General features: G+C 65.8%; 27 protein-coding genes. 17 read left to right on the top strand and 10 right to left on the bottom strand.

The genetic code is table 11. The features are described from left to right. Position 1: 1 nt before the first annotated feature. Complete coding sequence (locus tag U5A89_RS15940) at positions 2-1,258, bottom strand: glycosyltransferase family 4 protein (protein ID WP_338162041.1); 1,257 nt, start codon at positions 1,256-1,258, stop codon at positions 2-4. 116 nt (positions 1,259-1,374) lie between these two features. Between U5A89_RS15940 and U5A89_RS15935 the strand changes: the two genes are divergently transcribed. After that, positions 1,375-2,187, top strand: a complete 813-nt coding sequence (locus U5A89_RS15935; protein ID WP_445190660.1) for a transporter — start codon at positions 1,375-1,377, stop codon at positions 2,185-2,187. Positions 2,188-2,193: 6 nt separating this feature from the next. On the opposite strand, the gene U5A89_RS15930 is transcribed toward U5A89_RS15935, so the two are convergent. Next, positions 2,194-3,357 carry a serine hydrolase gene (locus U5A89_RS15930; protein WP_338162040.1) on the bottom strand — a complete coding sequence of 388 codons (1,164 nt, stop codon included), beginning with the start codon at positions 3,355-3,357 and terminating at the stop codon, positions 2,194-2,196. A gap of 171 nt (positions 3,358-3,528) precedes the next feature. On the opposite strand from U5A89_RS15930, the gene U5A89_RS15925 reads away from it, so the two are divergent. Further along, complete coding sequence (locus U5A89_RS15925) at positions 3,529-4,386, top strand: alpha/beta fold hydrolase (RefSeq protein ID WP_338162039.1); 858 nt, start codon at positions 3,529-3,531, stop codon at positions 4,384-4,386. 51 nt (positions 4,387-4,437) lie between these two features. On the opposite strand, the gene nadB is transcribed toward U5A89_RS15925, so the two are convergent. The 5 genes from nadB to purM form a co-directional block, all read right to left on the bottom strand. Beyond that, entirely contained in the window at positions 4,438-6,042 is a 1,605-nt protein-coding gene (gene nadB, locus U5A89_RS15920) for an L-aspartate oxidase (RefSeq protein WP_338162038.1), read from the bottom strand. A gap of 129 nt (positions 6,043-6,171) precedes the next feature. Then, positions 6,172-7,101 (bottom strand): ABC transporter ATP-binding protein, encoded by a 930-nt coding sequence (locus U5A89_RS15915; RefSeq protein ID WP_338162037.1) that lies wholly within the window; start codon positions 7,099-7,101, stop codon positions 6,172-6,174. 215 nt (positions 7,102-7,316) lie between these two features. Further along, positions 7,317-7,613 (bottom strand): terminase small subunit, encoded by a 297-nt coding sequence (locus U5A89_RS15910; protein WP_338162036.1) that lies wholly within the window; start codon positions 7,611-7,613, stop codon positions 7,317-7,319. Between the two features lie 80 nt (positions 7,614-7,693). Next, on the bottom strand, positions 7,694-8,644 hold the full coding sequence (gene purN, locus U5A89_RS15905; protein WP_338162035.1) for a phosphoribosylglycinamide formyltransferase: 951 nt from the start codon (positions 8,642-8,644) through the stop codon (positions 7,694-7,696). 86 nt (positions 8,645-8,730) lie between these two features. Further along, the gene (gene purM, locus U5A89_RS15900) at positions 8,731-9,825 is read right to left on the bottom strand and encodes a phosphoribosylformylglycinamidine cyclo-ligase (RefSeq protein ID WP_338162034.1); all 1,095 of its coding nucleotides are present in this window, start codon (positions 9,823-9,825) and stop codon (positions 8,731-8,733) included. 234 nt (positions 9,826-10,059) lie between these two features. Between purM and U5A89_RS15895 the strand changes: the two genes are divergently transcribed. The 12 genes from U5A89_RS15895 (at position 10,060) to U5A89_RS15840 (ending at position 21,529) form a co-directional block, all read left to right on the top strand. Then, entirely contained in the window at positions 10,060-11,325 is a 1,266-nt protein-coding gene (locus U5A89_RS15895; RefSeq protein WP_338162033.1) for a heavy-metal-associated domain-containing protein, read from the top strand. Further along, the gene (locus U5A89_RS15890; protein WP_338162032.1) at positions 11,322-11,960 is read left to right on the top strand and encodes a P-loop NTPase family protein; all 639 of its coding nucleotides are present in this window, start codon (positions 11,322-11,324) and stop codon (positions 11,958-11,960) included. The genes U5A89_RS15895 and U5A89_RS15890 overlap by 4 nt, the downstream gene beginning before the upstream one ends. A gap of 3 nt (positions 11,961-11,963) precedes the next feature. After that, a complete protein-coding gene (locus U5A89_RS15885) occupies positions 11,964-14,102 on the top strand; it encodes an RNA degradosome polyphosphate kinase (RefSeq protein WP_338162031.1) in 2,139 nt (712 codons plus the stop codon). A gap of 5 nt (positions 14,103-14,107) precedes the next feature. Next, on the top strand, positions 14,108-15,625 hold the full coding sequence (locus tag U5A89_RS15880) for a Ppx/GppA family phosphatase (RefSeq protein WP_338163077.1): 1,518 nt from the start codon (positions 14,108-14,110) through the stop codon (positions 15,623-15,625). Between the two features lie 135 nt (positions 15,626-15,760). Beyond that, positions 15,761-16,435 (top strand): queuosine precursor transporter, encoded by a 675-nt coding sequence (locus U5A89_RS15875; RefSeq protein ID WP_338162030.1) that lies wholly within the window; start codon positions 15,761-15,763, stop codon positions 16,433-16,435. 614 nt (positions 16,436-17,049) lie between these two features. Further along, the gene (gene argB / locus U5A89_RS15870) at positions 17,050-17,967 is read left to right on the top strand and encodes an acetylglutamate kinase (RefSeq protein ID WP_338162029.1); all 918 of its coding nucleotides are present in this window, start codon (positions 17,050-17,052) and stop codon (positions 17,965-17,967) included. A gap of 56 nt (positions 17,968-18,023) precedes the next feature. After that, entirely contained in the window at positions 18,024-18,590 is a 567-nt protein-coding gene (locus U5A89_RS15865; RefSeq protein ID WP_338162028.1) for a DUF1993 domain-containing protein, read from the top strand. 126 nt (positions 18,591-18,716) lie between these two features. Further along, complete coding sequence (locus U5A89_RS15860; RefSeq protein WP_338162027.1) at positions 18,717-19,031, top strand: YggT family protein; 315 nt, start codon at positions 18,717-18,719, stop codon at positions 19,029-19,031. Further along, positions 19,028-19,354: a DUF167 domain-containing protein gene (locus U5A89_RS15855; protein ID WP_445190705.1), complete on the top strand. Its 327-nt coding sequence runs from the start codon at positions 19,028-19,030 to the stop codon at positions 19,352-19,354. Before U5A89_RS15860 ends, U5A89_RS15855 begins: the two co-directional genes overlap by 4 nt. Further along, positions 19,351-20,247 carry a bifunctional methylenetetrahydrofolate dehydrogenase/methenyltetrahydrofolate cyclohydrolase FolD gene (folD, locus tag U5A89_RS15850; RefSeq protein ID WP_338162025.1) on the top strand — a complete coding sequence of 299 codons (897 nt, stop codon included), beginning with the start codon at positions 19,351-19,353 and terminating at the stop codon, positions 20,245-20,247. The genes U5A89_RS15855 and folD overlap by 4 nt, the downstream gene beginning before the upstream one ends. After that, entirely contained in the window at positions 20,244-20,915 is a 672-nt protein-coding gene (locus U5A89_RS15845; protein ID WP_338162024.1) for a YybH family protein, read from the top strand. The genes folD and U5A89_RS15845 overlap by 4 nt, the downstream gene beginning before the upstream one ends. Continuing rightward, on the top strand, positions 20,912-21,529 hold the full coding sequence (locus tag U5A89_RS15840) for a MarC family protein (RefSeq protein ID WP_338162023.1): 618 nt from the start codon (positions 20,912-20,914) through the stop codon (positions 21,527-21,529). The genes U5A89_RS15845 and U5A89_RS15840 overlap by 4 nt, the downstream gene beginning before the upstream one ends. On the opposite strand, the gene U5A89_RS15835 is transcribed toward U5A89_RS15840, so the two are convergent. Next, complete coding sequence (locus tag U5A89_RS15835) at positions 21,526-21,978, bottom strand: monooxygenase family protein (protein WP_338162022.1); 453 nt, start codon at positions 21,976-21,978, stop codon at positions 21,526-21,528. The genes U5A89_RS15840 and U5A89_RS15835 overlap by 4 nt on opposite strands. Positions 21,979-22,036: 58 nt before the next feature. Between U5A89_RS15835 and U5A89_RS15830 the strand changes: the two genes are divergently transcribed. Further along, positions 22,037-22,585, top strand: a complete 549-nt coding sequence (locus tag U5A89_RS15830; protein WP_338162021.1) for a TetR/AcrR family transcriptional regulator — start codon at positions 22,037-22,039, stop codon at positions 22,583-22,585. A gap of 9 nt (positions 22,586-22,594) precedes the next feature. On the opposite strand, the gene U5A89_RS15825 is transcribed toward U5A89_RS15830, so the two are convergent. Then, complete coding sequence (locus U5A89_RS15825) at positions 22,595-23,275, bottom strand: YiaD family glycine zipper/OmpA-like lipoprotein (RefSeq protein WP_338162020.1); 681 nt, start codon at positions 23,273-23,275, stop codon at positions 22,595-22,597. A gap of 242 nt (positions 23,276-23,517) precedes the next feature. Here U5A89_RS15825 and U5A89_RS15820 point away from each other — a divergent pair, with 242 nt between their 5' ends. Beyond that, positions 23,518-24,741 (top strand): hemolysin family protein, encoded by a 1,224-nt coding sequence (locus tag U5A89_RS15820; protein WP_338162019.1) that lies wholly within the window; start codon positions 23,518-23,520, stop codon positions 24,739-24,741. A gap of 451 nt (positions 24,742-25,192) precedes the next feature. On the opposite strand, the gene mobA is transcribed toward U5A89_RS15820, so the two are convergent. After that, on the bottom strand, positions 25,193-25,729 hold the full coding sequence (gene mobA, locus U5A89_RS15815) for a molybdenum cofactor guanylyltransferase (RefSeq protein WP_338163076.1): 537 nt from the start codon (positions 25,727-25,729) through the stop codon (positions 25,193-25,195). 46 nt (positions 25,730-25,775) lie between these two features. Between mobA and U5A89_RS15810 the strand changes: the two genes are divergently transcribed. After that, positions 25,776-26,678, top strand: coding sequence for a LysR family transcriptional regulator (locus tag U5A89_RS15810; RefSeq protein WP_338163075.1), 903 nt, complete (start codon positions 25,776-25,778; stop codon positions 26,676-26,678). Positions 26,679-26,689: the final 11 nt, after the last annotated feature.

Here is a 26,689-nt window from a genome sequence, read left to right as displayed (position 1 = left end):
CTTATCCGGTTCCGGCTCGCGCGGAGCAAGGGGCGTGCGCGTGGAAGGGAGCGTCCCGCGGTAGCAGCCCGGCATAGGCCTGCACCACGGCGTCGAGCACATCGTCCCAGCGATGACGGCTGGCGGCGATCGCGGCGGCCTGACGCAGACGCGCCAGCCGGGCGGGCGACCCAATCAGCGCATCGGCGGCATCAGCATAGGCGTTGGCATCGGTCGGCGGCAGCAACAGGCCGGTGCGGCCCGGATCGATCAGGCTGGCGGCGCTGGGCACGTCGGCGGACAGGACGGCAAGGCCCGACGCCATCGCCTCCAGATTGACGTTGCCGAAGGCTTCGGTGACGCTGGGATTGATCAGCAGGTCGGCGCTCGCCACCGCCCGGCCCAGGTCGCGGCCGCTCAGATGGCCGATGAACGTAGCGTTGGGCAGGCGCTGCGCCAGCCAGGATCGCGCCGGGCCGTCGCCGATTACCAGCGGCCGGACCTGATGGCCGTGCGTCCGGATCGCGGCGATCGTATCGGCGAAGACGCCCAGCCCCTTTTCCAGCACCAGCCGACCGAAGAAGAGCGGGATGACGTCCTGTTCCTCATAGCCATGCGCTACGCGGAAGGCCGGGTCCCGCAAGGATGGCGCAAAGAGATGGGGATCGATGCCGCGGCCCCAGATCGACACGCGCGCCGCACCGTGGCGCGCCGCCATCTCGTCGCGGATCGGCGCGGTCGGCGCCAATATATGGTCGGCGTCGCCGTAGAACCGATCGAGATAGCGCTCCATCGTGCCGCGCAGGAAAGCGAGGCGATAATAATCGAGATAGGTTTCGAACCGGGTGTGCAGGCTGGCGACGACCGGTATGCTGCGCGCCCGCGCATGCTTCTGCGCTTGGCGACCCAGCAGGTCTGGGACGGACAGATGCACGATGTCGGGCGCGAAGGCGTCCAGATCGCGGCGGACGGCGCGGGTCAGGCCGATGGCGAGACGATATTCGGGCCGACCCGGCAGGCTGAGCGAAGGCACCGAGCGTACGTCACCGATCGAGGCGAAGGCCGGGCGCGGGGCGGTGGGCGAATAGATGCGCACTTGCGCGCCGACCTGGTGCAGCAAATGGCCGACCAGACGGTTGAGCGCGCGGTTGGCGCCATCGCGCACGCAGTCGTAATTACCGGAAAACAGGGCGACGCGGATCGGGCGGCCTTGGCCCGACGATGATGGGCGGATCGGGACGACGGTGGGTGTGGCAGGGGACGGGAAGAGGGCGTTCATGCCAGATATACGCGTGCCGGTACGCGCTTATTCCATCGTCGTTTCCCGCTTCAATATTTCTGCATTATTTCCGGCTGGAAGATGCCTATAGCAGCAGGATCAGCGGGGAGACGGCGATGCGTATGTGGCGGCGGATAGTGGTGGCAGGGTTGCTGGCAGGGGCGACAGGGTCCGGCATGGCGATGGCGCAGGCGTCGCGTGACCTGTGCGCCGACCGGCCGGGACTGGGCACGCCGGCCTGCACGGTCGATACCGGGCGCGTGGTGGTGGAACTGGGGCTGGGCGACTGGACCCGCGAGCAGGATGCGACGAGCCGCACCAATACGATAGAGGCAGGCGATGTGCTGGTGCGGCTGGGCCTGGCCGAGCATCTGGAGGCGCAGGTCGGCTGGACTGCTTATGGTCATGTGCGCACGCGCGACCGGCTGAGCGGGGCAATCGACAAGGATAGCGGCGTGGGCGACGTGCAGGTGGCGCTGCGCCGGAACCTGTCACATCCCGATGGGTCAGGCTTTTCGATCGCGATCATGCCCTATGCGTCTTTGCCGACGGGCGGCGGGGCGATCGGCGCTGGCGATTGGGGCGCGGGATTGATCGTGCCGGTGAGTTACGATCTGGGTGGCGGCTTTTCGCTGGGTCTGACGCCGGAGATCGACGCCGCGGTGGATGAGGACCGGTCGGGGCGTCACTTGGCTTATGGCAGCGTCGTGGGACTGGGCTTTACGTTGAGCGATGCGGTGTCGGGCACGATCGAGGCGCAGGTGACGCGCGACGACGATCCGGCGGGGCACGCCACGCAGGCGCTGGGTGGCCTGTCTTTTGCCTGGCAGCCGTCGGACGACATGCAGTTCGACATCGGTTTCAATGCCGGGCTGAATGGCGACAGCCCGGATAGTGAGCTTTATCTGGGCGTGGTGCGCCGTTTTTAGGGCAGGTCAGCGCGTTTCATGGTTGGCCGCGACCGCCTTCGCCACCGCCTGCATCAGTGCCCAGCGTTCGGGAATGCCTACGGTGGTCGATCCGATCATCACCGCCACGGCATAGCCGGTGCCGTCGGGCGCAGTCATGATGCCGATGTCGTTGAAGCCGGTTGACCGGGGCGGCAGATCCTGCCCCGTGCCGGTCTTGTGCAGATAGGACCAGCCCGGCGGCACGCCGCCCTTGATCCGTTGCGGCCCGGTCTTGGCTTCCGACATGATCGACAGCAGCAGGCGCGATGAGGCGGGGGAGAGCATCTGGTTCTCCCGCAGCTTCGCGAGCGCCTGGACGATCGAGGAAGGCGCTGCGCCGTCTGGCGGGCTGGCGAGATAATTGTCCAGCGCCTTCACCCGCACCGCCATGGGCAGTTTGGCGCGGGCGGCGTAGAAATTGCGGCCCGCCGAATAATCCTGCCGCCAATCCATGCCCGCAGTGGCCGATTGCAGCAGTCGTTCGCCAGGGCCAAAGCGGATATCGCGGATCATCCGCCGCGCCAGGAAGCTGCGCACTGCTTCCGGCCCGCCGACCGCACGCAGCAGCGTATCGTTGGCGGTATTGTCGCTCTGCGTCATCGCACGGCGCATCAGGTCGGAATAGCTGGTCGTCCAGCTGCCATCCTTCAGCATCGCGGCGCTGGGCTGGTGGAACAGCGTCAGGTCGTTGCGGGTGATGGTGGTGGTATCGGTGATGCGCAGTTTGCCGCGATCGACCGCATCCAGAAACGTCATCGCCACCCATAGTTTCGATACGCTCTGCTGCGGGAAGAGCGCGCCGCCGTTCCAGGCGACGGTCCAGTCCGTGCCGATGCGGCGGACGGCGATGCCGACCTTGCCATTGAAGCTCTGGCCCAGATTGCGCACGACGCTGACCAGCGCGGGGGGCGGCGTTTGATTCTGGTCGATGTCGCGATAGGGCAAGGGCGGGTTCGCCACCTGGCGGATCGGCCATGTGTTGGTGGTGGGCTGTGGCCGTTGAGGCTGTGATCGTTGAGGCTGGGGCTTTTGCGGCGTATTGGCCGCCGCTTGCGCGCTGGGCGGTTCAGGCGCGCTGACACAGGCCGATAGCGCCGCGATCAACAGGACCAGGCGCGTAAAACCGCCCCGGCGTTCATTCGATGTCATTAGCGTCCCCGAACTCTCTTTGCATCATAGGGGCGGGCTGCCGGTTGGTCGGCAAGACCCATGCGACGAATGATTCCACAAATGCGATGTAAGGAGGATGAACGATGCAACCGCTTGGATAGACGCGACATCGCTCAGTTGCGGTTCAGGGCGAAAATGGCAAAAGGCGGCATGATCGACACAAAGATGGACAGGCGCGCGCTGATGCTGGGGGCGCTCGCGACCGGTGGCATGGCGTGGGCGGGGCAGGCGGCGGCGGCTGCGCCCTTCGTGTCGCGGCGTATCGCGATGAATGTGCGCGGCGCGACGGGTGCCGCCGCGCGCGACGTGATCCTGATCCCTGGTTTGGCGAGTGGGCCAGGCATATGGAATGGCGTGCTGAGCGGCGTGCCGGACTATCGCTATCATCTGGTGCATGTGCGCGGCTTTGCAGGATTGGCGGCGGAGGCCAATGCCAGCGGCGCGGTGATCCAGCCGATCGCGGACGAGATTGCCCGCTATATCGTCGCTGCCGGTCTCAAGCGGCCGGCGATCGTGGGGCACAGTATGGGCGGGACGCTGGCGATGCTGCTGGGGCTGAAGGGCTTGGCGCGCCGCGTGATGGTAGTCGATATGCTGCCCGCAGGCGCGGCGATGGTCGGCGGGACGGCGAGCGGCATGGGGTATCTGGCGGATCAACTGAGCGGCTATTTCACGGGGACGGCGGCGGGGCGGCGTTATTTGGCGCAGATGGTCGCGCAGACGCGGGGGGCGAAGGGCAGCGATCCTGACGTCATCGCCAATGCGTTGCGCGACCTTGCCAATATCGACCTTGGCCCGCAATTGCCGCGCCTGGCCGCGCCGCTGGAAGTGGTCTATGCCGTCGGATCGGACGCGCAGCAGGCCGCATCTATCACCAGCCGTTTTCGTACCGACTATGCGGGGAAGAAAGGCGTGTTGCTCAAGTCGATCGGCCCCAGCGGGCATATGGTGATGGCCGACCAGCCTGCTCGCTTCAATGCGGCGCTGAAGGATTTTCTGGCGGCGTGACATGGGTCGGATCATGTCCCGGAAAACGCCTGTAGGAAAGAGCCGTCGGCCTTAAGGCGCCAATACCGTGTCGACCGCGTTCGGCAGCGTGTCGGGATAGTCGAGCGTATAGTGCAGCCCCCGGCTTTCCTTGCGATGCAAGGCGGAGCGGACGACCAGCCTGGCGACTTCGAGCAGATTGCGCAGTTCGATCAGGTCGGACGTGACGCGGAAATTGCCGTAATATTCATCGACTTCCTTGGACAGCAGGTCGATGCGATGCTGGGCGCGCTCCAGCCGCTTAGTGGTGCGGACGATGCCGACATAGTCCCACATGAAGCGGCGGATTTCCTTCCAGTTATGCTGGACGATGACTTCCTCGTCGCCATTGGTAACGCGGCTTTCGTCCCACGGCCGGATCGGCGGCGGGGATGGCAGATCGTCCCAATGGGCGCGGATGTGGCGGGCCGCCGCTTCGCCGAAGACGAAACATTCGAGCAGTGAGTTGGAGGCGAGGCGATTGGCGCCGTGGAGGCCGCTTTCGCTGACTTCGCCCGCGGCATAGAGGCCGGGCAAGTCGGTGCGACCGTCCAGGTCGATGACCACGCCGCCGCAGGTATAATGTTGCGCCGGGACGACCGGGATCGGCTCCTTGGTGATGTCGATGTCGAGGTCGAGCAGGCGGGCGTAGATGGTCGGGAAGTGATGCTTCACAAATTCCGGCGGCTTGTGACTGATGTCGAGATGGACATAGTCGAGGCCGAGGCGCTTGATTTCATGGTCGATGGCGCGGGCGACGATATCGCGCGGGGCCAGTTCTTCGCGCGGGTCGAAGCGGGGCATGAAGCGCTCGCCGCCGCCGGGCACGCCGGGGGGAAGTTTCAGGTGGCCGCCTTCGCCGCGGACGGCTTCGGTGATCAGGAAATTCTTGATTTCCAGATTATAGAGGCAGGTCGGATGGAACTGGTTCATTTCCATATTCGACACGCGACAGCCTGCGCGCCAGGCCATGGCGATACCGTCGCCGGTCGCGCCGCGCGGCGCGGTGGAGAAGAGATAGGTGCGGCCCGCGCCGCCGGTGCATAAGATGGTGGCGCGGCCGAGCAGGGCGTCGACATGGCCGGTCTGCTTGTTGAAGGCATAGACACCCCAGACATGGCCGTCGCCCGAATAGCGCTCGCCATGGCGGGAGGTGATGAGGTCGATCGCGACCCTGTCCTCCATCAGCGTGATATTGGGATTGGCGCGCGCGGCCTTGAGCAGCGCGACCTGTACCGCATGGCCGGTGGCGTCATCGACATGGACGATGCGGCGATGGCTGTGGCCGCCTTCGCGGGTGAGATCCCAGCGCTTGCCGAACGCTTCGCCGCCGTTGAACGGCACGCCGAGCGCAGCCAGCCGCTCGATCGCGGCGGGGGCTTCGGACACGACGAATTCGACGGTGGCGCGATCGTTGAGACCGGCGCCTGCGACCATCGTATCTTCGACATGCGCCTCGAAACTGTCACCGGCGTCGAGTACGGCGGCGATGCCGCCCTGCGCCCAATTGGTGGAGCCACCATCGAGCGCGCCCTTCGCCAGCACCAGCACCTTGCGGTCCTGCGCCAGGTTGATGGCGGCCGTGAGGCCTGCGGCGCCGGAACCGATGATGATGACGTCATGGGGGGTGGAGGTCATCGTCGTCCTAAATTCTTTCTACCGTTCGTCCTGAGCGACGTCGAATGGCTCGACCGAACGGCGTGAGGTTTTGCCTTCACTACGTTCAGGCGAAGGCTTCGACAAGCTCAGCCCGAACGGAGAAAATATCTAAGCCGCTGCCGTCAGGTTGAGGAACACATCCTCCAGGTCCGGGTCGCGGGTTACCACATCGACGATGGCGAGGCCGCTGGCCTGGACGGCGCTGAGCACCTGGCCTGCGTTGGCGCGGTCTTTCAGATAGGTGATGGTGAGTGTGCGGTCGTCCGACAGTTCGACCTTTTCAAAGCAAGGCGCGTCGGGGATCGTGGTTACGTCGCGGTCCACCGTCACCTGCACCACTTTTTCCTGCGCCATCGCCAGCAGTTCGCGGGTCGGCTTGTCGGTGATCACCTTGCCATGGTTGATGATGCCGATGCGGTCGCACAATTCTTCGGCTTCTTCCAGATAATGGGTGGTCAGCACGATGGTGACGCCCATGGCGTTGAGTTCGCGGACATAGGCCCAGAGCTGCTGGCGCAATTGCACGTCGACGCCCGCGGTCGGTTCGTCCAGCACCAGGATCGGCGGGCTGTGGACCATCGCCTTGGCCACCAGCAGGCGGCGCTTCATTCCGCCGGACAGCGTGCGGGCATAGGCGTGCGCCTTGTCCTCCAGATGGACGGCGCGCAGCAATTCCATCGACCGGCGGCGTTCCTTAGGCACGCCGTAGAAGCCCGCCTGGTTTTCCAGCGTTTCGAACGGGGTGAAGAAGGGGTCGAACACGATTTCCTGGGGCACGATGCCGATCGAGTTTTTCGCATTGCGCGGGTTCGCGTCGATGTCGAAGCCCCAGATGCGGACGTCGCCGTCGGTCTTGTTGACCATGCCCGCCAGGATGTTGATCGTGGTGGACTTGCCTGCGCCATTGGGGCCGAGCAGGCCGTAGATCTGGCCGCGCGGGATGGAGAGGTTGATCCCGTCGAGCGCGCGTTTGCCGCCCTTATAGACTTTGGTGAGGTTGCGGATCTCGATCGCGGCGGGAGCGGAGCTGTCGGTCATGGCTCGACTCTATGGGGATCGGAGACGGCGATGGAAAGGGGCTGATTGTCCCATTCGCGACGCGACAGGTGAAGTTCACACCGTCGTCAGCCTGTTTTGGCCCGATGCCACTATTTTGCGCTCGCGAAGCGCTCATGACGCGACAGCGACGCTACGCCGGGGCGACAAGGACGCGACATCGGCGGGACAGGGAGGCGACAGTGAAGCGACGTATCTCATCGGGTTTGACGGGGCGCGGGGCGATGGGGGGCTGGCGGCGCGAAGGGATCGGCCAGCCGCGCGGCGTGCAGCGCCAGCGCATTGGCCCAGATGCGATCAAATTCGGTGCCGGGCAGGCGGGCGCGAAGCCGATGCGCGCTGGAGCGGGACATGCCCGCCGCCCGCGCGGCGCGGCCGACGCTGCCATATTCAAGCAACGCGGCAAGGAAGAGCCGCTGCTTCGTCGGCGTCCAGTGGCTGCGCGCGGGGCGGGTTGCGGGGGCGGGCGGATGGGAAGTGGGGTGCTGGTCCATCCGACAGGATGGATCATAAAAGGCGCGTGTAGGAAAGGGACTTGGCTTGCAGCAAAAGGCCCGAGGCTCTTTCTTCCGGCCTAAAAGTCTTCCGCGATATCCATCAGGCCGAGCAGCTTTTTGGGCGCGATCTGGCGCCAGCTGGCGCGCAGGCGGTCGGTGATATGATCCCAGTCGGTGTCGCCCAGGTCCAGGCGGATGGCGACCCAGTCGGCGCCGAAATAGGCGGGGCGGTAATAGCGTTCGGGGTCGGCCTCTATCAGGGTCGCCTGTTCTTCGGGCGCGCTGGTCTTGACCAGCAGGGCGGTGATGCCGTCGCCATGATGATCGCGCGAGACATAGGCGAATTTCTTGCCCTTCACGATGCCGAAGCAGGCCATGCCGTGCGAGACGATCTCGTCCGCTTGCGGCAAGGCGAGGGCGGCTTCGCGCACTTTGTTCAGCAGCCAGTCGGGTTGACGCTCGCGCGTGACGAAATCGGCGAGGGTGCGGGAATAGAGTTGATGTTCGGCGATGAGGATGCGGGCGGCGAGGCTGTCTTGCGTGTCGTCGGGCAGGATCGCGACCGGGGTCTGGCCCAGCACCGGGCCGTCGTCCAGTTCGGCCGTCACGATATGGACCGAGCAGCCCGCATGGCTGTCGCCCGCGTCGATCGCGCGCTGATGGGTGTCCAGCCCCTTATATTTGGGCAGCAGGCTGGGGTGGATGTTAAGCATCCGGTTTTCCCAGCCGGAGACGAATTCGGGCGAGAGCAAGCGCATATAGCCGGCCAGTGCGACATAATGTGCGCCCGCCGCGCGGAGTTGCGCGTCGATGATCGCGTCGAACGCGGCGCGCTTATGGCCTTTGTGGCTTTGGCCGAAGGTGGGGATGCCTTCGGCAGCGGCGAGGGCCAGGCCGGGGGCTTGCGGATCGTTGGCGGCGACCAGCACGATCTCATAGGGGCAGCTTTCCGCCTTGGCCGCGTAAAGCAGGGCCGCCATGTTGGAGCCACGGCCGGAAATCAGGACGCCGACTTTTGCCTTTTGCATAACAACATCCGTTCGGTTCGAGCTTGTGGAGAACTCAGCGCGCCGTTCTCGACAAGCTCGAACCGAACGGAGATGGGGGAAAATGGTCAGCCCAGATGCGTGGCGGACCAGTCGGCCTTGGCGCTCCAGGTTTCGGTGCTGCCCTTGACGGTGCAGCCCTTGTCGCCTTCACCGATCGCGCCGATGCGGAAGACGGTTTCGCCTGCATCTTCGAGCGATTTCGTCACGGCGGCGACATGGGCTTCGTCCACGGCCAGCACCATGCCGACGCCGCAGTTGAAGGTGCGCGCCATTTCGGCCGGTTCGATATGGCCCTGCGCCTGGAGGAAGGCCATCAGGCGTGGCTGTTCCCAGGCGTCGGCGTCGACCGTGGCATGGGCGCCTTCGGGCAGGACGCGGGGGATGTTTTCCAGCAGGCCGCCGCCGGTGATATGGGCGAGCGCATTGATCATGCCCGCGCGGACGAGGGGCAGCAGGCTTTTCACATAGATGCGGGTCGGGGCCATCAGCGCGTCGATCAGCAGCACGTCCTGATCGAAGATCGCCGGGCGGTCGAGCCGCCAGCCCTTGTCCGCGGCCAGGCGGCGGACTAGCGAATAGCCGTTGGAGTGGACGCCGGAGGAAGCGAGTCCGAGCAGGACGTCGCCAGGCTTGACCCGGTTGCCGGTCAGCGCCTTGGCCCGTTCCACCGCGCCGACGCAGAAGCCCGCCAGGTCATAGTCGCCATCGGCATACATGCCGGGCATTTCGGCGGTTTCGCCGCCGATCAGCGCGCAGCCCGCCTGACGGCAACCTTCCGCAATGCCCGCGATGACGCGTTCGGCAACGCCGCTCTCCAGCTTGCCGGTGGCGTAATAGTCGAGGAAGAAGAGGGGTTCGGCGCCTTGGACGATCAGGTCGTTGGCGCACATGGCGACCAGGTCGATGCCCACGCCGTCATGGCGGTCATGGTCGATCGCCAGTTTGAGTTTTGTGCCCACGCCGTCATTGGCGGCGACCAGCAACGGGTCGTCATAGCCCGCCGCCTTCAGGTCGAAGAAGCCGCCGAAGCCGCCCAGTTCGGCGTCGGCGCCGGGGCGGCGGGTGGCCTTGGCCAGGGGGGCGATGGCACGGACGAGGGCGTTGCCCGCGGCGATATCGACGCCGGCCTTGGCGTAGCTGTAGGATTCGTTGTCGCTCATGGTCATGGCCCCTAGAGCAATGGCGCGGAAAACGGAAGTTTGGATGTTTTGCGACGCCGGAACGACTTGTCATCTCCGTTCGGGCTGAGCGAAGTCGAAGCCTTCCGCTGAGCGGAGCGAAGCGGCTTCGCCTTCGGCTCTGCCTGGCCCTTCGACTTCGCTCAGGGCGAACGGGCGTTGTTATTCATGCGTTCACGCTTGGCAGGACGGGCAAACCTCGCCAAAAGGGCGCGCGTGAGCCTGAGCCAGACCATTTCCCGCCCCGCAGCCCTGTTGCGCCTGCTCTCGCGGCCGGTCCAGATTGCGATCGCCATCGCGCTGGGCCTGGCCGCCGCTGCCCTGTTCGCGCAGATGGAGGGGGAGCGCGGGGTGCCGCCGATCGCCAGTGGCGGCGATTTCGAGGTGCGCGGGGTCAAGGTCGATGTGTTCGCCAAGGATGCCGACAGCGCCCGCTATGCCGGGTGGCGCATGGCGCAGCGGCAGGCGTGGCGGATGTTGTGGACGCGGACCCATGGCGGCGGCGGCGCACCGGCGCTGTCCGATTCGCAGCTGGAAGCAATGATTTCGGGCATCGAAATCGAATATGAACAGGCCGGGCCGACGCGCTATGTCGCTACGTTGGGGATTTTGTTCGACCGGGCGCGGACGGGCGCGCTGCTGGGCGTGTCGGGCAATGTCATGCGATCGCCGCCCTTGCTGGTGATCCCGGTGCTGTGGGACGGCGGATCGGCCGTGTCCTATGAGCGGACCAATGAATGGCAGAAGGCCTGGGCGCGATATCGCACCGGCGACAGCGCGATCGACTATGTCCGCGTCGCTGGCTCCATCGCCGATCCGATCCTGCTGAACGCCGGGCAGACCGGGCGGCGCGGGCGGTTGTGGTGGCGGGTGCTGCTGGACCAATATGGCGCGGCCGATGTCGTCATCCCGATCGCGCGGCTGGACCGCGCCTATCCCGGCGGGCCGGTCACCGGCACCTTCACCGCCCGCTATGGTCCCGACAACAGCCTGATCGGCAGCGTGACGTTGCGCGCGTCGAACGATAGCGGCCTCGCCAAGATGATGGACGAAGGCGCGCGACGGATCGATGAACTCTATATCCGTGCACTCAATGACGGACGCTTGCGGCCCGACCCCTCGCTGATCATCGAGGAGCCGGTCGATCCCGCCACGCTGGAGATCGAAAATGCGGTCGAGGCACCGGTCGAGGCAGTGGAGTTGCCGACGGTCGCCACCAGCGGGGCGAGTTTCTCCATCCAGTTCGATACGCCCGACGTGGGATCGATCGGCGCGGGCGAATCGACGGTGCGCTCGATCCCCGGCGTGCGGCTGGCCAATACCAGCAGCCTGGCGTTGGGCGGCACGTCGGTGATGCAGGTCACGTTCGACGGCACGGTCGATATGCTGCGCGCGGGATTGCAAGCGCGCGGCTATAGCGTTGCGGTGTCGGGCAATACGCTGCGGATCACGCGGCGGCAGGCGTCGCCCCCGCCGCAATGAGCCAGATCAGCCTGCCTTTCGAATGGCATGGTGGCGCGGGTGATGGCGATTTCCTGGTCAGCGACGCCAACCGGCTGGCGGTCGCGCATCTGGAGCGCTGGCGCGACTGGCCGCTGTCGGTGAGCGTGCTGACCGGCCCGCCGCGATCGGGCCGATCCACGCTGGCGCGCCATTTCGCCCAGATGAGCGGTGGCGCGATCATCGATGAGGCGGAAGGGGACGACGAGCATCGCCTGTTCCACGCCTGGAACGCGGCGCAGACGGAGCAGCGGCCATTGCTGATGGTGGGGCGGACGCCGCCTGCCAGCTGGACGGTGGCGTTGCCGGACCTGCGATCGCGCCTGGCCGCGGCGCCGCATGTCGCGATCGCCGAGCCGGACGAGGCGCTGGCCCGCGCGCTGATCGAGCGGGCGTTCGACCGGGCCGGGGCGGGCTATGCCGCCGACCTCCCCGACTGGCTGCTGCGCCGGGTCGAGCGCAGCTATGGCGCGATCGATACGGTCACGCAGTTGCTCGATCGCATATCCTTGTCATCTGGACGCAAGATTTCTGTCGCAATGGCGAAAGAGGCTCTGCAATCCGCAGGCTTTCTGCCTATAGTCCCGCCCGATCCCCCTCCTCTGCAACGCGAGTAATCCGTGGCCGAAGCCGATCCATCCGTCAGCCTGTCGCCGCCCAGCGACCGTTATTTCAACCGTGAGCTGTCCTGGCTGGCGTTCAACCAGCGGGTATTGGAAGAAGCGATGAACCGCGCCCATCCGCTGTTGGAGCGGTTGCGGTTCCTGTCAATATCGGGCGCGAACCTGGATGAGTTTTTCTCCGTCCGCGTCGCCGGGCTGAAGGGGCAGCAGTTGCAGAATGTCGATCTGCGCTCCGCCGACGGGCTGACCCCGATGCAGCAGCTGGCCGCGATCACCGAAGAAAGCGCGCGGTTGATGCGCGCCCAGCAGAAGGTCTGGGGCGCGGTGCATGACGAACTGGCGCAGGTCGGGATCGAGGTCATCGGGCCGGGCAGCGAAATGGACGACGCGTGCGGCCAGTGGCTGCGCGAGCATTTCCTGACGCAGATATTTCCGATCCTCACCCCACAGGCGCTGGACCCGGCGCATCCCTTTCCCTTCATTCCCAATCAGGGGCTGTCGATCATCTTCGATCTGGAGCGATTGTCGGACAAGCAGCCGATTCGCGAGCTGGTGATGATCCCGCCCTCGCTTGCTCGGTTCGTGCGGGTGCCGGGCGAACCGGCGCGCTATATGGCGCTGGAGGCGGTGGTGCGGCGCTTTTCGGCCGATCTGTTTCCTGGATACCGCGTCCGCAACAGCGGCGTGTTCCGCATCATCCGCGACAGCGATATCGAGATTGAGGAAGAGGCCGAGGATCTGGTCCGCCATTATCGCAGCGCGATCAAGCGGCGGCGGCGCGGCCGGGTGATCCGCATGGAGATAGAGGAGCGCATTCCCGAGCCGGTCGAGGATATGTTGCAGGACATGCTCCAGGGCCATGACGCGGTGGTGGTGGAGGTGGAAGGCTTTATCGGCATCGGTGACCTGAGCGGTATCGTCGATACCGACCGGCCCGACCTGAAGTTCGAGCCCTATGTGCCGCGTTTCCCCGAGCGGATCGCCGAATATGCGGGCGACTGTTTCGCGGCGATCCGGGCGAAGGACATCGTCGTCCATCACCCCTATGAGGCGTTCGACGTCGTCGTATCTTTCCTGAAGCAAGCGGCGTCCGATCCGGATGTGGTGGCGATCAAGCAGACGCTGTATCGCGCGGGCAAGCAGTCGGCGATCATCCGCGCGCTGATCGATGCCGCCGAGGCGGGCAAGTCCGTGACCGCGGTGGTCGAGTTGAAGGCGCGGTTCGACGAAGAACAGAACCTGATGTGGGCCGACGCGCTGGAGCGGGCGGGCGTGCAGGTGGTCTATGGCTTCATCGACTGGAAGACCCATGCCAAGATTTCGATGGTGATCCGGCGGGAAGGCGAGCAGTTCCGCAGTTACTGCCATTTCGGGACCGGCAATTATCACCCGATCACGGCGCGCATCTATACCGACCTCAGCTTCTTCACCGCCGATCCGGCCTATAGCCGGGACGCCGCCGCGCTGTTCAACTACATCACCGGCTATGTCGAGCCGGAGCGGCTGGAAAAGCTGGTCATGTCGCCGCGCGATCTGCGCAACAGGCTGTGCCAGCTGATCGATACCGAAATCGACCATGCCCGCGCCGGGCGGCCCGGCACGATCTGGGCCAAGATGAACAGCCTAGTCGACCCGGCGATCATCGAGAAACTCTATGCGGCCAGCAATGCGGGCGTGCAGATCGACCTCATCATCCGGGGCATATGCTGTTTGCGGCCCGGCGTTCCGGGCATGTCGGAGAATATCCGGGTGAAATCGGTCGTCGGCCGCTTCCTGGAGCATAGCCGCATCGCCGTGTTCGGCAACGGCAATGCGCTGCCCAATAATGGCGCGAAGGTCTTCATCAGTTCGGCCGACTGGATGCAGCGCAATTTCGACCGGCGGGTCGAGTTCATGGCGCCGATCGAAAATCCGACGGTGCACGACCAGATTTTGGACCAGGTGATGGTCGCCAACCTGATCGACACCGAACAAAGCTGGTCGCTGGACAGCGATGGTCATTACACCCGGCTGGAGCCGGGCGACAAACCGTTCAACCTGCACCGCTATTTCATGACCAACCCGTCGCTGTCCGGTCGTGGCGCGGCGTTCGACAATGAAGCGGTGCCGACGCTGCGCCTGCGCGGGCGGGCTTGAGCGCGATGAATTCGATGCTCAGCCGAGTGCGGGCGGTCGCCGAAAGCATGACGACATCGCCCCAGCCCGCCCATGCGCGCACGGCGATCATCGACATCGGGTCCAACAGCGTGCGGCTGGTCGTCTATGACGGGCCACGGCGCATCCCCTTCACCCTGTTCAATGAAAAGGTGATGGCGGGGCTGGGCGCATCGCTGGCGAAGACCGGCGCGATCGAGCCGGAGGCGATGGAGCGGGGGCTGCGCGCCATCGCTCGCTTCGCCCAGTTGTGCAAGGCGATGAAGGTGAGCGAGATACGCTGCGTCGCCACGGCGGCGGTGCGCGATGCCACCAACGGGCCGACCTTCATCGCGCGGGCCAAGGCGATGGGGCTGACCGTCGAACTGCTGACCGGCGCGCAGGAGGCGATCGGTGCGGCGATGGGGGTGCTGTCGGGCATACCGGATGCGGACGGGATCGTCGGCGATCTGGGCGGCGGGAGCCTGGAACTGGCGCGGATTCGCGGCGGGGTGGTCGAGCAGACGATATCGTTGCCGCTGGGCGTGCTGCGCCTGCCGCAGATCCGGACCAAGGGGCCGCGGATGCTGGAGCGGATGGTGGTGCGGATGCTGGACAAGGCGGGGTGGACGCCCGAGCCGGACCTGCCCTTCTATCTGGTCGGCGGATCGTGGCGGGCGCTGGCGCGGTTCGACATGCAGCTGACCGCCTTTCCGCTGCCGGTGGTGCATCAATATGAGATGACCGCCGCGCGGGCCGAGCAACTGACCCGGATCGTCAGCCATGTCGACAAGGCGCGGTTGAAGCAGATCCCGGCGATGACCGGATCGCGCGTGCCGACATTGCCCGATGCGGCGGCGCTGCTGTCGGTGGTGGTGCGGCAGTTGCGGTCCAGTCGGCTGGTCGTGTCGGCCTATGGCCTGCGCGAAGGGTTGCTGTACGAGGATCTGCCCGAGGATATTCGCGCGCATGATCCGCTGCTGGTCGCGGCCGAGGCGGAAGGGGAGGCGCAGTCGCGCTTTCGCGGCCATGGCGACCGGATCGACAAGTGGATCGCGCCGCTGTTCGCCGATGACGATGCCGCCGCGCGCCGCATCCGCCGCGCCGCCTGCCTGCTGGCCGATGTCGGCTGGCGCGCCAATCCCGACTTCCGCGCCGAACGGGGTGTGGAGATTGCGCTGCACAGCAATTGGGTGGGGATCACTGCGCCGGAGCGGGCGATGCTGGCGCAGGCGCTGCATAGCAATTTCGGCGGTGGAACGACGGGCGCGCCGGGCGTCGAGCGGCTGGCCCAGTCCGAAGAACTGCGCCGGGCGACATTGTGGGGGCTGGCGATCCGCCTGGCGCAGCGCCTGTCGGGCGGGGTGGAAGGGCCACTGGCCCTGTCGCATCTGGTGCGGACGGACACGCAGATCGACCTGCACCTGCGCGACGAGGACGCCGACCTCTTTGGCGAGACGGTCGAGCGGCGGTTGCGCCATCTGGCGCAGGCGATGGGGGTCAAATATCGGTTGTTGGCGGGGTAGGGGCGCACCCCCTCTTCCAACTTCGCCTAGCCGCTGCGCGGCAAGGCTGCGTATCCTTCTCCCCCATGGGGAGAAGGTGGTGGACGGCCGATGTGTGACCCTTCCCCTGGCGGCAAATATCGGTAAGGGCGGGCGATGACCTCTTCGCCTGCGCTTATCAGCCGTTCGCTCTTCGGATTCTCGATCTTCTATGGCGGGATGGTCTGCATCGCCGGGGTGTTGGGCAACAAGCAGGTCGCGCTGGGGCCGCTGGCGGCGATCGGGCCGATGGTGGGCCTGGGACCGCTGGCGGTCGAGGCGGGCATCTTCGCCTTTCTGCTGCTGGTCACGATTTCCAGCGCGGTGGCGGAATTGCATGGCCGGGCGGTCGCCAACCGGCTGGTGCAGATCGGCTTCCTGCCGCTGATCGCATCGATCCTGATATCCATCCTGGTGCTGGCCACCCCGGCAGCGGGCGACATGGACCCCAAGCGGGCCGAAGCCTTCGCCATGATGATGGGCGGGACGCCGCGCATCTGGCTGGGCGGGATCATCGCCTATGGCATTTCGCAGACGCTGAACGTCACTTTGTTCGCGGCCTTGAAGGGGCGGGAAGGCAGCCGGATGTTGTGGTTGCGGGCGGCGACGGCAAGCATATTGTCGCAGATCGTGGATACGCTGCTGTTCGTGTCGATCGCCTTTTACGGGGTGTTTCCGATCGGCGAACTGCTGCTGGGGCAGATGCTGGCGAAGGTGCTGCTGTCGGCGATTCTGGTGCCGCCGGTCATCTATCTGCTGGTGGGGCTGGGGCGGCGGCTGGATCGCAATTGAGACAGCGAGTGCGACAGTTGTGGGCGATTAGCGATATCGTTTGTTAGCGAACTAATTGTCTTATATTATTTAAGTATCTGATATGATTATATTTTTTAGCGCGGCCCAGCGGCTGTGCTGGCGTCGTGTTGGGTAACGGTCTTGTCCCATTGAGCGTTCCCCGGCGCAGGCCGGGGTCCAGTTGCATGGTCTGGACTGGACCCCGGCCTGTGCCGGGAAACGTAGGGATGGGGTTGACGACATTTTTTATGGGCCGCTTTGTACGGCGCGTGGCGTGCCGTCGGTGGTGCGCCCTGTCTTCTATGTGCGAAGCATTTTGAACGCCGGGCTGGCGAGGGTGTGTCGCGAAAGCCAGACTGTGGGCGACATGCTTTGGGATGCACTTGTTTTCGTTTCGGTTATGAGGTTGCAGCGGGGTGGTGTCGATCGCATGGTCTGGGCCTCTGCGCGAACTACCCCCGCCGGAGGGCTGGGCCCCGGCCTCCGCCGGGGAGGTCCGGGTGGATGAGGTTGATCGGGCGATAAGCGTCGGGCGTTGAGTAAAGGCTCGCTGTTCGCGCGCGCTCCGCGTCTCCGCACGAACCATATTCTTGCTCCCGCGGCGCATTGGCCTTATGCGCCCGCGCATGAACAGCAAGCACGCCCCCGATCCCGCGCTCCTGGCGAAGGCCGAAACCCTGGTCGAGGCGCTGCCCTATATGCAGCGTTATGCGGGCAAGACGTTCGTCGTGAAATATGGCGGCCATGCGATGGGCGATCCCGAAGCGGCGCGCGATTTTGCCGAGGATGTCGTGTTGATGAAGGCGGTGGGCATCAACGTCGTCGTCGTCCATGGCGGTGGGCCGCAGATCGGTGCGATGCTCAAGAAACTGGGCGTCGAATTGCAGTTTGTCGGCGGGTTGCGCGTGACCGACGCGGAAACCGCCAAGATCGCCGAAATGGTGCTGGCGGGATCGATCAACAAGGAGATCGTCGCCTGGATCGCGGGCGCAGGTGGCCGTGCGGTCGGTATTTCGGGCAAGGATGGCGGGCTGGTCCTGTGTGAGAAGGTCGGCGGGCGGCGCGAGGCGGACCCCAATTCGGGGATCGAGCGCAATGTCGACCTGGGCTTTGTCGGCGATCCGGTGTCGGTCGACCGGCGCATCCTGGATACGCTGGCGCAGGCGGGGATCATTCCGGTCGTGGCGCCTGTGGGCATGGGCGTGGGTGGGCATACCTATAACGTCAATGCCGACACGATGGCGGGCGCGATCGCCGCGGAATTGCAGGCGTCGCGCTTCTTCCTGCTGACCGATGTCGCGGGCGTGCTGGACAAGCAGGGGCAGTTGCTGACCGATCTGGACCCGGCGGCGATCGCGATCCTGCAGGAAGACGGCACGATCAGCGGCGGCATGATCCCGAAGCTGGAAACCTGCGTCCGTGCGGTCGAGGGCGGGGTGGACGCCGCCGTCATCCTGGACGGGCGGGTGCCGCATGCGATGCTGCTGGAAATCTTTACCGATCAGGGCGCCGGTACGCTGGTCCACAAATAAGGCGCGCCGACGCGGCGCTTCGGTGCCGACAGCGCCGCACGTAGGAGAGATAGACCATGTTGCTGAGCCAGTTGCTCGTCCCGACGTACAGCCAGATGCTGAACACCCTGTCCACCTGGCTGGACAAGGCGCAGGCGCAGTTGCCCGGCGAGGACGCGGAGGCGCTGTTGTCGGCGCGGCTGGCGCCCGACATGTATCCGCTGGCGACCCAGATCCGCTTTGCCTGCGTGCAGGCGCAGGAAGGCGTCTATCGGTTGCAGGGGGAGGCGTTCCCGCCCGCGCTGGACATATTGTTGAACGAGGCGCGCAATGCCGGGGAGCAGCCTGGTTCGATCGCGGACGCCAAGGCGCGCATCAGCGAAACCCTTGCGGTGGTGAACAGCGTGTCGGCCGATGCGCTGGACATGGCGGACGACATGCCGATCGCGCACGCCCTGCCCAACGGTATGATTTTGGACCTGACCGCAGAGCAATATGCGCGCGATTGGACGCTGTCCCAATTTTATTTCCACCTGATGACCGCCTATGCGATTCTGCGGGCGCAGGGCGTGACGCTGGGTAAAGGCGATTATGTGGCGCATATGTTCGGCTATATCCGCCCCGGGACGATGCCGCAGGGCTGATCCCGAGGCCCGGTCGGCGGCCGTGTCGTTGGTCGAATAAGCGTCGCGCGGTGCTTGTGGCGGCCCGTCCGCGGGGTTAGATATGGCGTCCTATTTGCGGCGGCGCAGCATTGGAAGGCCGGTAGTTTGCTAGAATTTCTGAACGCCCTGAACGGCATCGTCTATATCGTGCTGGAAGCGGTCTGGTGGATCATCATCGTGCAGGCGGTGCTGAGCTGGCTGATCGCGTTCAACGTGATCAACACGTCGAACGAATATGTCCGCAACGGCCTTTATGCGCTCGATCGGATGACCGAGCCGCTCTATCGCCCGGTGCGCAAGGTGCTGCCGGACCTGGGCGCGCTGGACCTGTCGCCGATGGTCGTGTTGCTGGCGGTGATCATATTGCAGGGGCCGGTACGCGAGAATCTGTTCGCGGCGCTGATGCGGGCGGCGGCCTGAACTCTGTCTGGACGGTAGTAGGCGACGACCTGCTGCTGGCCGTGCGGTTGACGCCGGGGGCGGCGAAGGACGCGATCGGCGGGCTGTGGATCGATGAGCGCGAGGCGGGCTGGCTCTGCGCGCGGGTGCGGGCGGTGCCGGAAAAGGGCAGGGCCAATGGCGCGTTGATCGCGCTGCTGGGCAAAAGGCTCGATTGGCCCAAAAGCGCGATTTTGCTGGAATCGGGGGACGGCAACCGGCTAAAGCGGCTGCGGATCATCGGCGGCGGTGGCGCTTTGGCGCGCCTGACCGCGCTTATCGCAACATGGGTAGAACAGACATGACCATCGGCAAGATCATCGACGGCAAGGCGTTCGCCGCCACTGTGCGCGACAAGGTGGGCGAAGGCGTCGCGGGCTTTGTCGCGGCGACCGGGCGCAAGCCGGGGCTGGCCGTGGTGTTGGTGGGCGAAGACCCGGCGAGCAGCGTCTATGTCCGGTCCAAGGGCAAGATGACCGTGGCGGCGGGGATGGAAAGTTTCGAGTTCAAGCGGCCCGACAGCATCGGCGAGGAAGATCTGCTCGACCTGATCGAGGAGCTGAACCAGGACGAGCGGGTCGATGGGATTTTGGTGCAGTTGCCGCTGCCCAAGCATATCGACGAAGCCGCCGTGATCGGCGCGATCGACCCGGCCAAGGATGTCGATGGCTTTCATGTCGTCAATTCGGGCAAGCTGGCGACGGGGCAGGAGGCGTTGGTGCCCTGCACGCCGCTGGGCTGCATCATGTTGCTGAAGGACGAACTGGGCGACCTGAGTGGTCTGGAAGCCGTGGTCGTGGGCCGGTCCAACATCGTGGGCAAGCCGATGGCGGCGCTGTTGCTGGCGGAAAGCTGCACCGTGACGATCGCGCATAGCCGCACCCGTGATCTGGCGAGCGTGGTGCATCGCGCGGACATCGTCGTGGCCGCCGTGGGGCGGGCGGAGATGGTGAAGGGCGAGTGGATCAAGCCGGGCGCGACGGTGATCGATGTCGGCATCAACCGGGTCGCCGATAGCGAGGAAGAGGGCAAGAGCCGGATCGTGGGCGATGTCGCCACCGCCGAGGCGCTGGGCCATGTCCGCGCGATCACGCCGGTGCCGGGCGGCGTCGGGCCGATGACGATCGCGGTGCTGCTGCGCAACACGCTGGTGGCGGCCCATGCGCGCGCGGGGCTGGCCAAGCCGGAGGGGTTGTGAGGGCGCGGCTGGCGCTGCTGCTTTTGGCGGCGGGGGCGCTGGTCGCTGCGAAGCCGCCTTTGCGGTTCCAGCCTGATCCGAGCAGCGTCATCGCGGCGGAGATCGCGTTCAACCGGCTGGCGCAGGAAAAGGGGCAGTGGACCGCTTTTGCCGAGACGGCGGCGGACGATGCGGTGATGTTCGTGCCGCAGAAGGTGGTGGCGAAGGACTGGTTGAAGAAACAGGCCAATCCGGCGGCGTCGGTCAGCTGGTCGCCGTCGATCGTCTATGTGTCGTGCGACGGCAACCTGGCGGCGAGCACCGGCAACTGGACGCGGCCGGACGGGGCGGTCGGCTATTTCACCACCATCTGGCGGCGCGACAAGAAGGGGCGCTGGTTATGGGTGCTGGATCATGGCGACAGGCTGACGACCGCGCGGGCGGCGCCCGAGTTTATGACCGGCAAGGTTGCGACCTGCAAGGGCGGGCCGCGGGGGGATACGCCGCCGCCGCCTGTGGGAAAGAAGGGTGAGATGCCGCCGATGCCCAGGGATGAGAGCCTGATCTGGAACGCGGATGTCGCGACCGATGGCAGCCGTCGCGTGACGGTGCGGATGTGGACGGGCGAGGGTTATGAGGCGGTCATCGATGATCAGGTCGGGCCGGGGCAGGTAAAGGCGGGATCATGATCGAGCTGTTCATATCGGCCTTCATCACCCTGTTCGTGGTGATCGACCCGCCCGGTTGCGCGCCCATCTATGCGAGCCTGACCAACGGGGCGAACGCGGTGCAGCGGCGGTCCATGGCGATCCGCGCGGTGGGGATTGCCGCGGCGATCCTGTTCGTGTTCGCTTTGTGGGGCAAGCAACTGCTCGGCACGCTGGGCATCGCGCTCGACAGTTTCCGCATCGCGGGCGGCATCATGCTGTTCCTGATCGCGATGGACATGGTGTTTGAGAAGCGCACCGAACGGCGCGAGGATCGGGCGCAGAAGATCGCCGAGACGCCGGAGGTGGAGGACGTCTCCGTCTTCCCGATGGCGATGCCGATGATCGCGGGGCCAGGATCGATCGCGACCGTCATGCTGCTGATGTCGCGCGCCGACGGGGTGGCGGAGCGGATGGTGGTGCTGGGCGCGGTGCTGGTGACGTTGCTGCTGATGCTGGGATCGCTGCTGGCGGCGGGGCCGCTGATGGCGCTTTTGGGGCGCAAGATCGAGGCGGTGATCACGCGGCTGTTGGGCGTGTTGCTGGCGGCGCTGGCGGCACAGTTCGTGATCGACGGGTTGAAGGCGAGTTTCTAGGGCGCCTTGCGCGCCATGCGGGCGCGGGCGGTGAGGAAAGGGCCGCTCGGGTCGAGCGCGGGGGCGAAGCGGCTAAAGCCTATGGGGTCGGGCATGTCGATATAGACCGCCTCCATCGCGCCGCTGCGGCTGTAGCTTTCGTGCCAGAAGCCTGCACCATTGTCGCCCTTTGCGAAATCGCGCCACCAGCCTGCATGCGGCATGGAACGGGTGAAGCGTTCCAGGCTGTCGAGGTCGCGCCAATATTGGCGGATGCCGACATGATTATAGGCGAAGAGAAATTGTTCGTGCGCGAGCAGTCCGTCCGGCGGATCGCGCTCTATCGTGCGCAGGCCGCGTCCGATCCGCAGGAGGGCGGGCAGGCCGCGCAGGCGCGTGACGCGGAAGCCCAGCAGGATCATGATGAGGTCGGGATAGGCGTCGAGATCGACGGATTGTCGGGCTTGCATCGGACGACTCCATGATGTTTATGCTGTAAACCTACGCCATTTTGATTACAGTGTAAACATGCCGACGAACGATAGCCTCTCCTTACATGATCGCCTGGTGCTGTGCGCGTTGGAGCTGCTGCGCGCGGGGGAGGGGGAGGTCAGCCTGCGCGCGGTGGCGCGCGCGGCCCAGGTATCGGCAATGGCCCCCTATCGCCATTTTGCCGACAAGAGCGCGCTGATGGCCGCCGTGGCGCTACGCGGCTTTGCGATGCTGGACGCGGATGCGGCAGAGGCCGACGCTGTCGAAGATGGCGGGGAGGCGTTGGTGCGGCAGGGGGTGGCCTATATCGACTTTGCCCGGCGGCATCCCGCGCTGTTCCGGCTGATGTTCGCGGATGGGGCGGGGCGGACGCTGTCGCCCGCGCAATGCCATGGCGCCTATGATCGGATGGCCGCGCGGGTGGCGGCATTGGCGCCCGGACGGGCGGAGGCGGGCACGCTGGCCTGTTGGGGGCTGGTGCATGGGTTGGCGACCCTGGCGCTGGATGGCCGGTTGCCGCCCGACCCGGTGGCGGAACGGGCGGCGTTGGCGTTGATGGCGCGGGCGATTACCGCCCGCGCCTGAACAACGGGATCAGCCTCGCACGTCGGCTTCGGTCACCGGCGCGATCTTGATTTCGACGCGGCGGTTGGCGGCCTTGCCTTCTTCGGTGGCGTTGGACGCGATCGGCTGGGTTTCGCCGAAGCCGCGGGTGCCGATGCGGGCGGACTGGACGCCCTTGCTCACCAGATAGCTGGCGACCGATTGGGCGCGGCGTTCGGACAGGGTCTGGTTATAGGCGTCCGCGCCGTCGCTGTCGGTATGGCCGTACACGTCGATATAGGTTTTGGGATATTGCGACAGGACCGAGGCGACGTCGTTCAGCGTCGGCTGGAACTGCGGCTGCACGTCGGCCTTGTTATAGGCGAAGGTGATGCCCGAGGGCATGCGCAGCAGCAGATTGTCGCCGTCGCGAATCACGTCCACGCCGCTGCCGGCGGTTTCCTCGCGCAGCTTGCGTTCCTGCGCGTCCATATAGGCGCCGATGCCCGCGCCCGCGACCGCGCCGATGCCCGCGCCCAGGATCTTTTCGGTGCGGTCGTTGCGGCCGCCGACCAGATCGCCCAGCAGATAGCCGCCCAGCGCGCCGCCGATGCCGCCGATCGCCGCCTTCGAAATGGAGCGCTGACCGGTTTCCGGGTCGGTGGTGCAGGCGGTGGTGGCAAGCATTGCGGCGAGGCCCGCGACGCCGATGATGCGGTGAGAAATCCTCATGAACCTGTTCCCTTGTCTTTTCGCCCTTTTGGAGCGGCTGCCCCGTTCAATAGCCGAGCGGATATATTGTTCCACAAGCGAACTGAACCGATGGTGATGGGAATGTTGTGAAATTGAAAGAATAGCGGTTATAGGATGCAGCCGACCACCATGGCCACGATCCCCCCCACCAACTCACGCCCTTTCCATGGGCCGATCTTGTCATCATCCTGGCGCTCGTCGCCTTGAATGGTGTCTTTGCCATGTCCGAACTGGCCATCGTGTCGGCGCGCAAGCCGCGCCTGCAGGGGATGGAGAAGGCCGGGCGCAAGGGCGCGACCACGGCGCTGGCGCTGGCGAGCGATCCGGGCAAGTTCCTGTCCACGGTCCAGATCGGCATCACGCTGATCGGCATCATTGCGGGCGCCTATTCGGGCGCGAGCCTGGGCGGGCCGACGGGCGAGCGGTTGCAGGCGCTGGGCGTGCCCGCGAACCTGGCCGACAATGCGGGGTTCGCGCTGGTCATCGGGCTGACCACCTATGCCTCTTTGATCGTGGGCGAATTGGTGCCCAAGCAGTTCGCTTTGCGCGCGCCCGAGCCGATCGCCGTGCTGGTGGCCGCGCCGATGCTGTGGCTGTCGAAGATCACCGCGCCGATCGTGTGGCTGCTCGACGGATCGAGCAGCCTGATCTTCAAGCTGTTGCGGCTGGACCGCGAATCGGAACATCATGTCACGGCCGAGGAACTGCATCTGATCGTCGCCGAGGCGAGCCGGTCGGGCATCATCGAGGAAAGCGAACGGGCGATCATATCGGGCGTCGTGCGGCTGGCCGACCGGCCGGTGCGCGAGGTGATGACGCAGCGGATGGACGTGGACTGGATCGATATCGCCGCCGACGACGCGACGATTCGCAGCCGCCTGCTGGAAACGCCGCACACCCGCCTGCCGGTGGGGCGCGGGTCGGTGGAGGATATTATCGGCATCGTCCAGGCGCGCGACATCATGACCGCGCTGTTCCGGGGCGAGGCGCTCAATGTCGGCGCGCTGATGCGCAAGGTGGAGGTGGTGCCGGATCAGGTCGATGCGATGGACGCGCTGGAAGTGTTGCGCCGGTCCGACGTGCCGATGGTGATGGTGCATGACGAATATGGGCATTTCGAAGGGATCGTGACCCCGGCGGACCTGCTGTCGGCGATTGCGGGCCATTTCGCGTCGGACCGCGACGCCTATGACGAACCGGACATGGTCGAGCGCGAGGATGGCAGCCTGCTGGTGTCGGGGCAGATGCCGATCGACCAGCTGGCCGAGCGGATCGGCATCGACCTGTCCGAAGACCGCGATTATGCGACGGTCGCGGGTCATGCGCTTTGGTTGTTGAAGCGCTTGCCGGAAGTCGGCGATTATATCGACGATCAGGGATGGCGGTTCGAGATCGTGGATATGGACGGGCGCAAGATCGACAAGCTGCTGGTCGCGGAACGCTGACGGGGCGGGGGCGTCGCTTTTTCGACGGGGGCGTTGGAAAGTGAAGCGGGGTCCCGGGTCAAGCCCGGGATGACGGGGGGTGGTCGGCGACCCATTGCCGACTTCATTCCCCCTCCCGCTGGCGGGAGGGGGTCAGGGGGTGGGCTTGCGCAACCTGGCGCTGGCCCACCCCGCTGCGACTAAATTCGCTTCGCTCATTAAGTCTCGCTGCCCCTCCCGCCAGCGGGCGGGGCCGGGCAAGCCGACCGTCCGCTTTCCCTCAATCAAGCCCTTGCCGGTTCTCAACCCGCCCTAACTTGCCTTGGCTTAGCGCCGGGCTGGAAGCGGGTAAAAGAGGTGAGGGTAGAGACGCATGCAGCGGCGAGGATGCTTGATGAGGTGCCGCGGGTTCCCGCGCAAGTGGGAAGCCGGTTGAAACGGCGGGACTGGGTTTCCGCCTTTGCGAGAGCACCTACGATAGGCCCGCCAAATCCTCCGGGCGGTTGATGTTGGGGAGGGTGACGCCGGGTATTTCGACCACGCGCGCGCTGATGCGGTCGAGCCAGCCGTGGATCGAGCGGTTGTTATGCTCTGAGAGATGGGCGTCCAGTTCCGGTGCCAGCGTGGCGGGCCACCAGCCGAGCAGTTGCTGGCCTTTGAGAATCGCGGCGCCTTCGCCGATCAGCGCGGCGGGGAGGGCGGCGGGGTAGAGGGGCATGTCGCAGCCGGTGGTGAGGACACCGATGAAGCCGTGATCCAGCGCATGGTGGAGCGCGGCGTTGAGGCCGCCCAATGGTCCCATGTCGGGCGCGGGGCGATCGGCCAGGCCGGTGCCCCGATCATGCGCGCGCCCGCAGATGACGATGCTGGCGACATGGGGAGCGAGGCCCGCCATCGCATGGTCGATCAGCGTGCGGCCGTCGGTCATGCGGGCCAGCGCCTTGTCGCTGCCGAAGCGGCTGGAGCGTCCGCCCGCCAGCACCGCGCCCAATATCGGTCCTTCGCGCATAGCGCCTCCCTTGATAGCCATGCTCTATAAAGCCTATGGTCGTGCGATGCAGACCCGGCTTGTCGAATATTTTCTGGCGCTGGAGCGCGAAGGCCATTTCGCGCGGGCGGCGGCACATTGCAATGTGTCGCAGCCCACTTTGTCGGCGGGCATCGCCGCGCTGGAGACGCAACTGGGCAAGCGGTTGATCCGGCGCGACCGCAAATATGGCGGGCTGACGGCGGAGGGAGAGGCGATCTTGCCGTGGGCGCGGCAGCTGGTCGCGGCGGCCGAGGCGCTGGCGCAGGCGGCGGAAACCGCGCGGGGGCCGTTGAAGGGGGAGTTGCGACTGGGGGCGATCCCGGCGGCGATGCCCGCCATCGGGTGCCTGGTGGCGGCGATGCTGGCGCGGCATCCGGGGCTGAACGTCTCCATCCGGGCGCTGACGTCGCGGCAGATCGAGCGGGAACTGGCGGCGTTCGAACTGGATGCGGGACTGACCTATCTGGATTTCGAGCCGCCCGCCCATGCGCTGTCCGTGCCGCTCTATGTCGAGCGGACGATGTTAGTGAGCGCGGTGGGTGGGGTGGCCGTACCCGATCCGCTGGACTGGGCGGGGTTGGCTGCGCTGCCGCTGTGCCTGCTGCATCAGGGGATGCAGAATAGGCGGATATTGGACGCACGGCTGGCGGAGCGGGGGCTGGCGCTGCGACCGCTGGTGACGGCGGATAGCTATGTTGCGCTGTTGGCGATGGTGCAGCAGGGGCGGCTGTGTTCGATCATTCCCGATAGCCATGCGACCTTGCTGGATGGGCTGGCCTGGGCGCGGACGCATGTCATGCCGGATGGGGAGGAGGGCAGCCGGATCGGCGTGATCGTATCGGACAGCGCGCCGATGGGACCATTGGCACAGGCGGTGCTGGGCGTGGCGCGCGAGTTGCGGTTGCCGCCGGGCTTTCGGAAAGCCTGATAGGGTTTCTC

Origin of the sequence: Sphingobium sp. HWE2-09, from assembly GCF_035989265.1 — a bacterium.
In the GTDB taxonomy this organism is placed as follows: domain Bacteria; phylum Pseudomonadota; class Alphaproteobacteria; order Sphingomonadales; family Sphingomonadaceae; genus Sphingobium.
This window is presented reverse-complemented; position numbering and strand designations above follow the sequence as displayed.

Coding starts and splice junctions, on each gene's coding strand:
- U5A89_RS15940 (WP_338162041.1), bottom strand. CDS start 1,258: ATGAACGCCCTCTTCCCGTCCCCTGCCACACCCACCGTCGTCCCGATC.
- U5A89_RS15935 (WP_445190660.1), top strand. CDS start 1,375: ATGCGTATGTGGCGGCGGATAGTGGTGGCAGGGTTGCTGGCAGGGGCG.
- U5A89_RS15930 (WP_338162040.1), bottom strand. CDS start 3,357: ATGACATCGAATGAACGCCGGGGCGGTTTTACGCGCCTGGTCCTGTTG.
- U5A89_RS15925 (WP_338162039.1), top strand. CDS start 3,529: ATGATCGACACAAAGATGGACAGGCGCGCGCTGATGCTGGGGGCGCTC.
- nadB (WP_338162038.1), bottom strand. CDS start 6,042: ATGACCTCCACCCCCCATGACGTCATCATCATCGGTTCCGGCGCCGCA.
- U5A89_RS15915 (WP_338162037.1), bottom strand. CDS start 7,101: ATGACCGACAGCTCCGCTCCCGCCGCGATCGAGATCCGCAACCTCACC.
- U5A89_RS15910 (WP_338162036.1), bottom strand. CDS start 7,613: ATGGACCAGCACCCCACTTCCCATCCGCCCGCCCCCGCAACCCGCCCC.
- purN (WP_338162035.1), bottom strand. CDS start 8,644: ATGCAAAAGGCAAAAGTCGGCGTCCTGATTTCCGGCCGTGGCTCCAAC.
- purM (WP_338162034.1), bottom strand. CDS start 9,825: ATGAGCGACAACGAATCCTACAGCTACGCCAAGGCCGGCGTCGATATC.
- U5A89_RS15890 (WP_338162032.1), top strand. CDS start 11,322: ATGAGCCAGATCAGCCTGCCTTTCGAATGGCATGGTGGCGCGGGTGAT.
- U5A89_RS15880 (WP_338163077.1), top strand. CDS start 14,108: ATGAATTCGATGCTCAGCCGAGTGCGGGCGGTCGCCGAAAGCATGACG.
- U5A89_RS15875 (WP_338162030.1), top strand. CDS start 15,761: ATGACCTCTTCGCCTGCGCTTATCAGCCGTTCGCTCTTCGGATTCTCG.
- argB (WP_338162029.1), top strand. CDS start 17,050: ATGCGCCCGCGCATGAACAGCAAGCACGCCCCCGATCCCGCGCTCCTG.
- U5A89_RS15865 (WP_338162028.1), top strand. CDS start 18,024: ATGTTGCTGAGCCAGTTGCTCGTCCCGACGTACAGCCAGATGCTGAAC.
- folD (WP_338162025.1), top strand. CDS start 19,351: ATGACCATCGGCAAGATCATCGACGGCAAGGCGTTCGCCGCCACTGTG.
- U5A89_RS15840 (WP_338162023.1), top strand. CDS start 20,912: ATGATCGAGCTGTTCATATCGGCCTTCATCACCCTGTTCGTGGTGATC.
- U5A89_RS15835 (WP_338162022.1), bottom strand. CDS start 21,978: ATGCAAGCCCGACAATCCGTCGATCTCGACGCCTATCCCGACCTCATC.
- U5A89_RS15830 (WP_338162021.1), top strand. CDS start 22,037: ATGCCGACGAACGATAGCCTCTCCTTACATGATCGCCTGGTGCTGTGC.
- U5A89_RS15825 (WP_338162020.1), bottom strand. CDS start 23,275: ATGAGGATTTCTCACCGCATCATCGGCGTCGCGGGCCTCGCCGCAATG.
- U5A89_RS15820 (WP_338162019.1), top strand. CDS start 23,518: ATGTCCGAACTGGCCATCGTGTCGGCGCGCAAGCCGCGCCTGCAGGGG.
- mobA (WP_338163076.1), bottom strand. CDS start 25,729: ATGCGCGAAGGACCGATATTGGGCGCGGTGCTGGCGGGCGGACGCTCC.
- U5A89_RS15810 (WP_338163075.1), top strand. CDS start 25,776: ATGCAGACCCGGCTTGTCGAATATTTTCTGGCGCTGGAGCGCGAAGGC.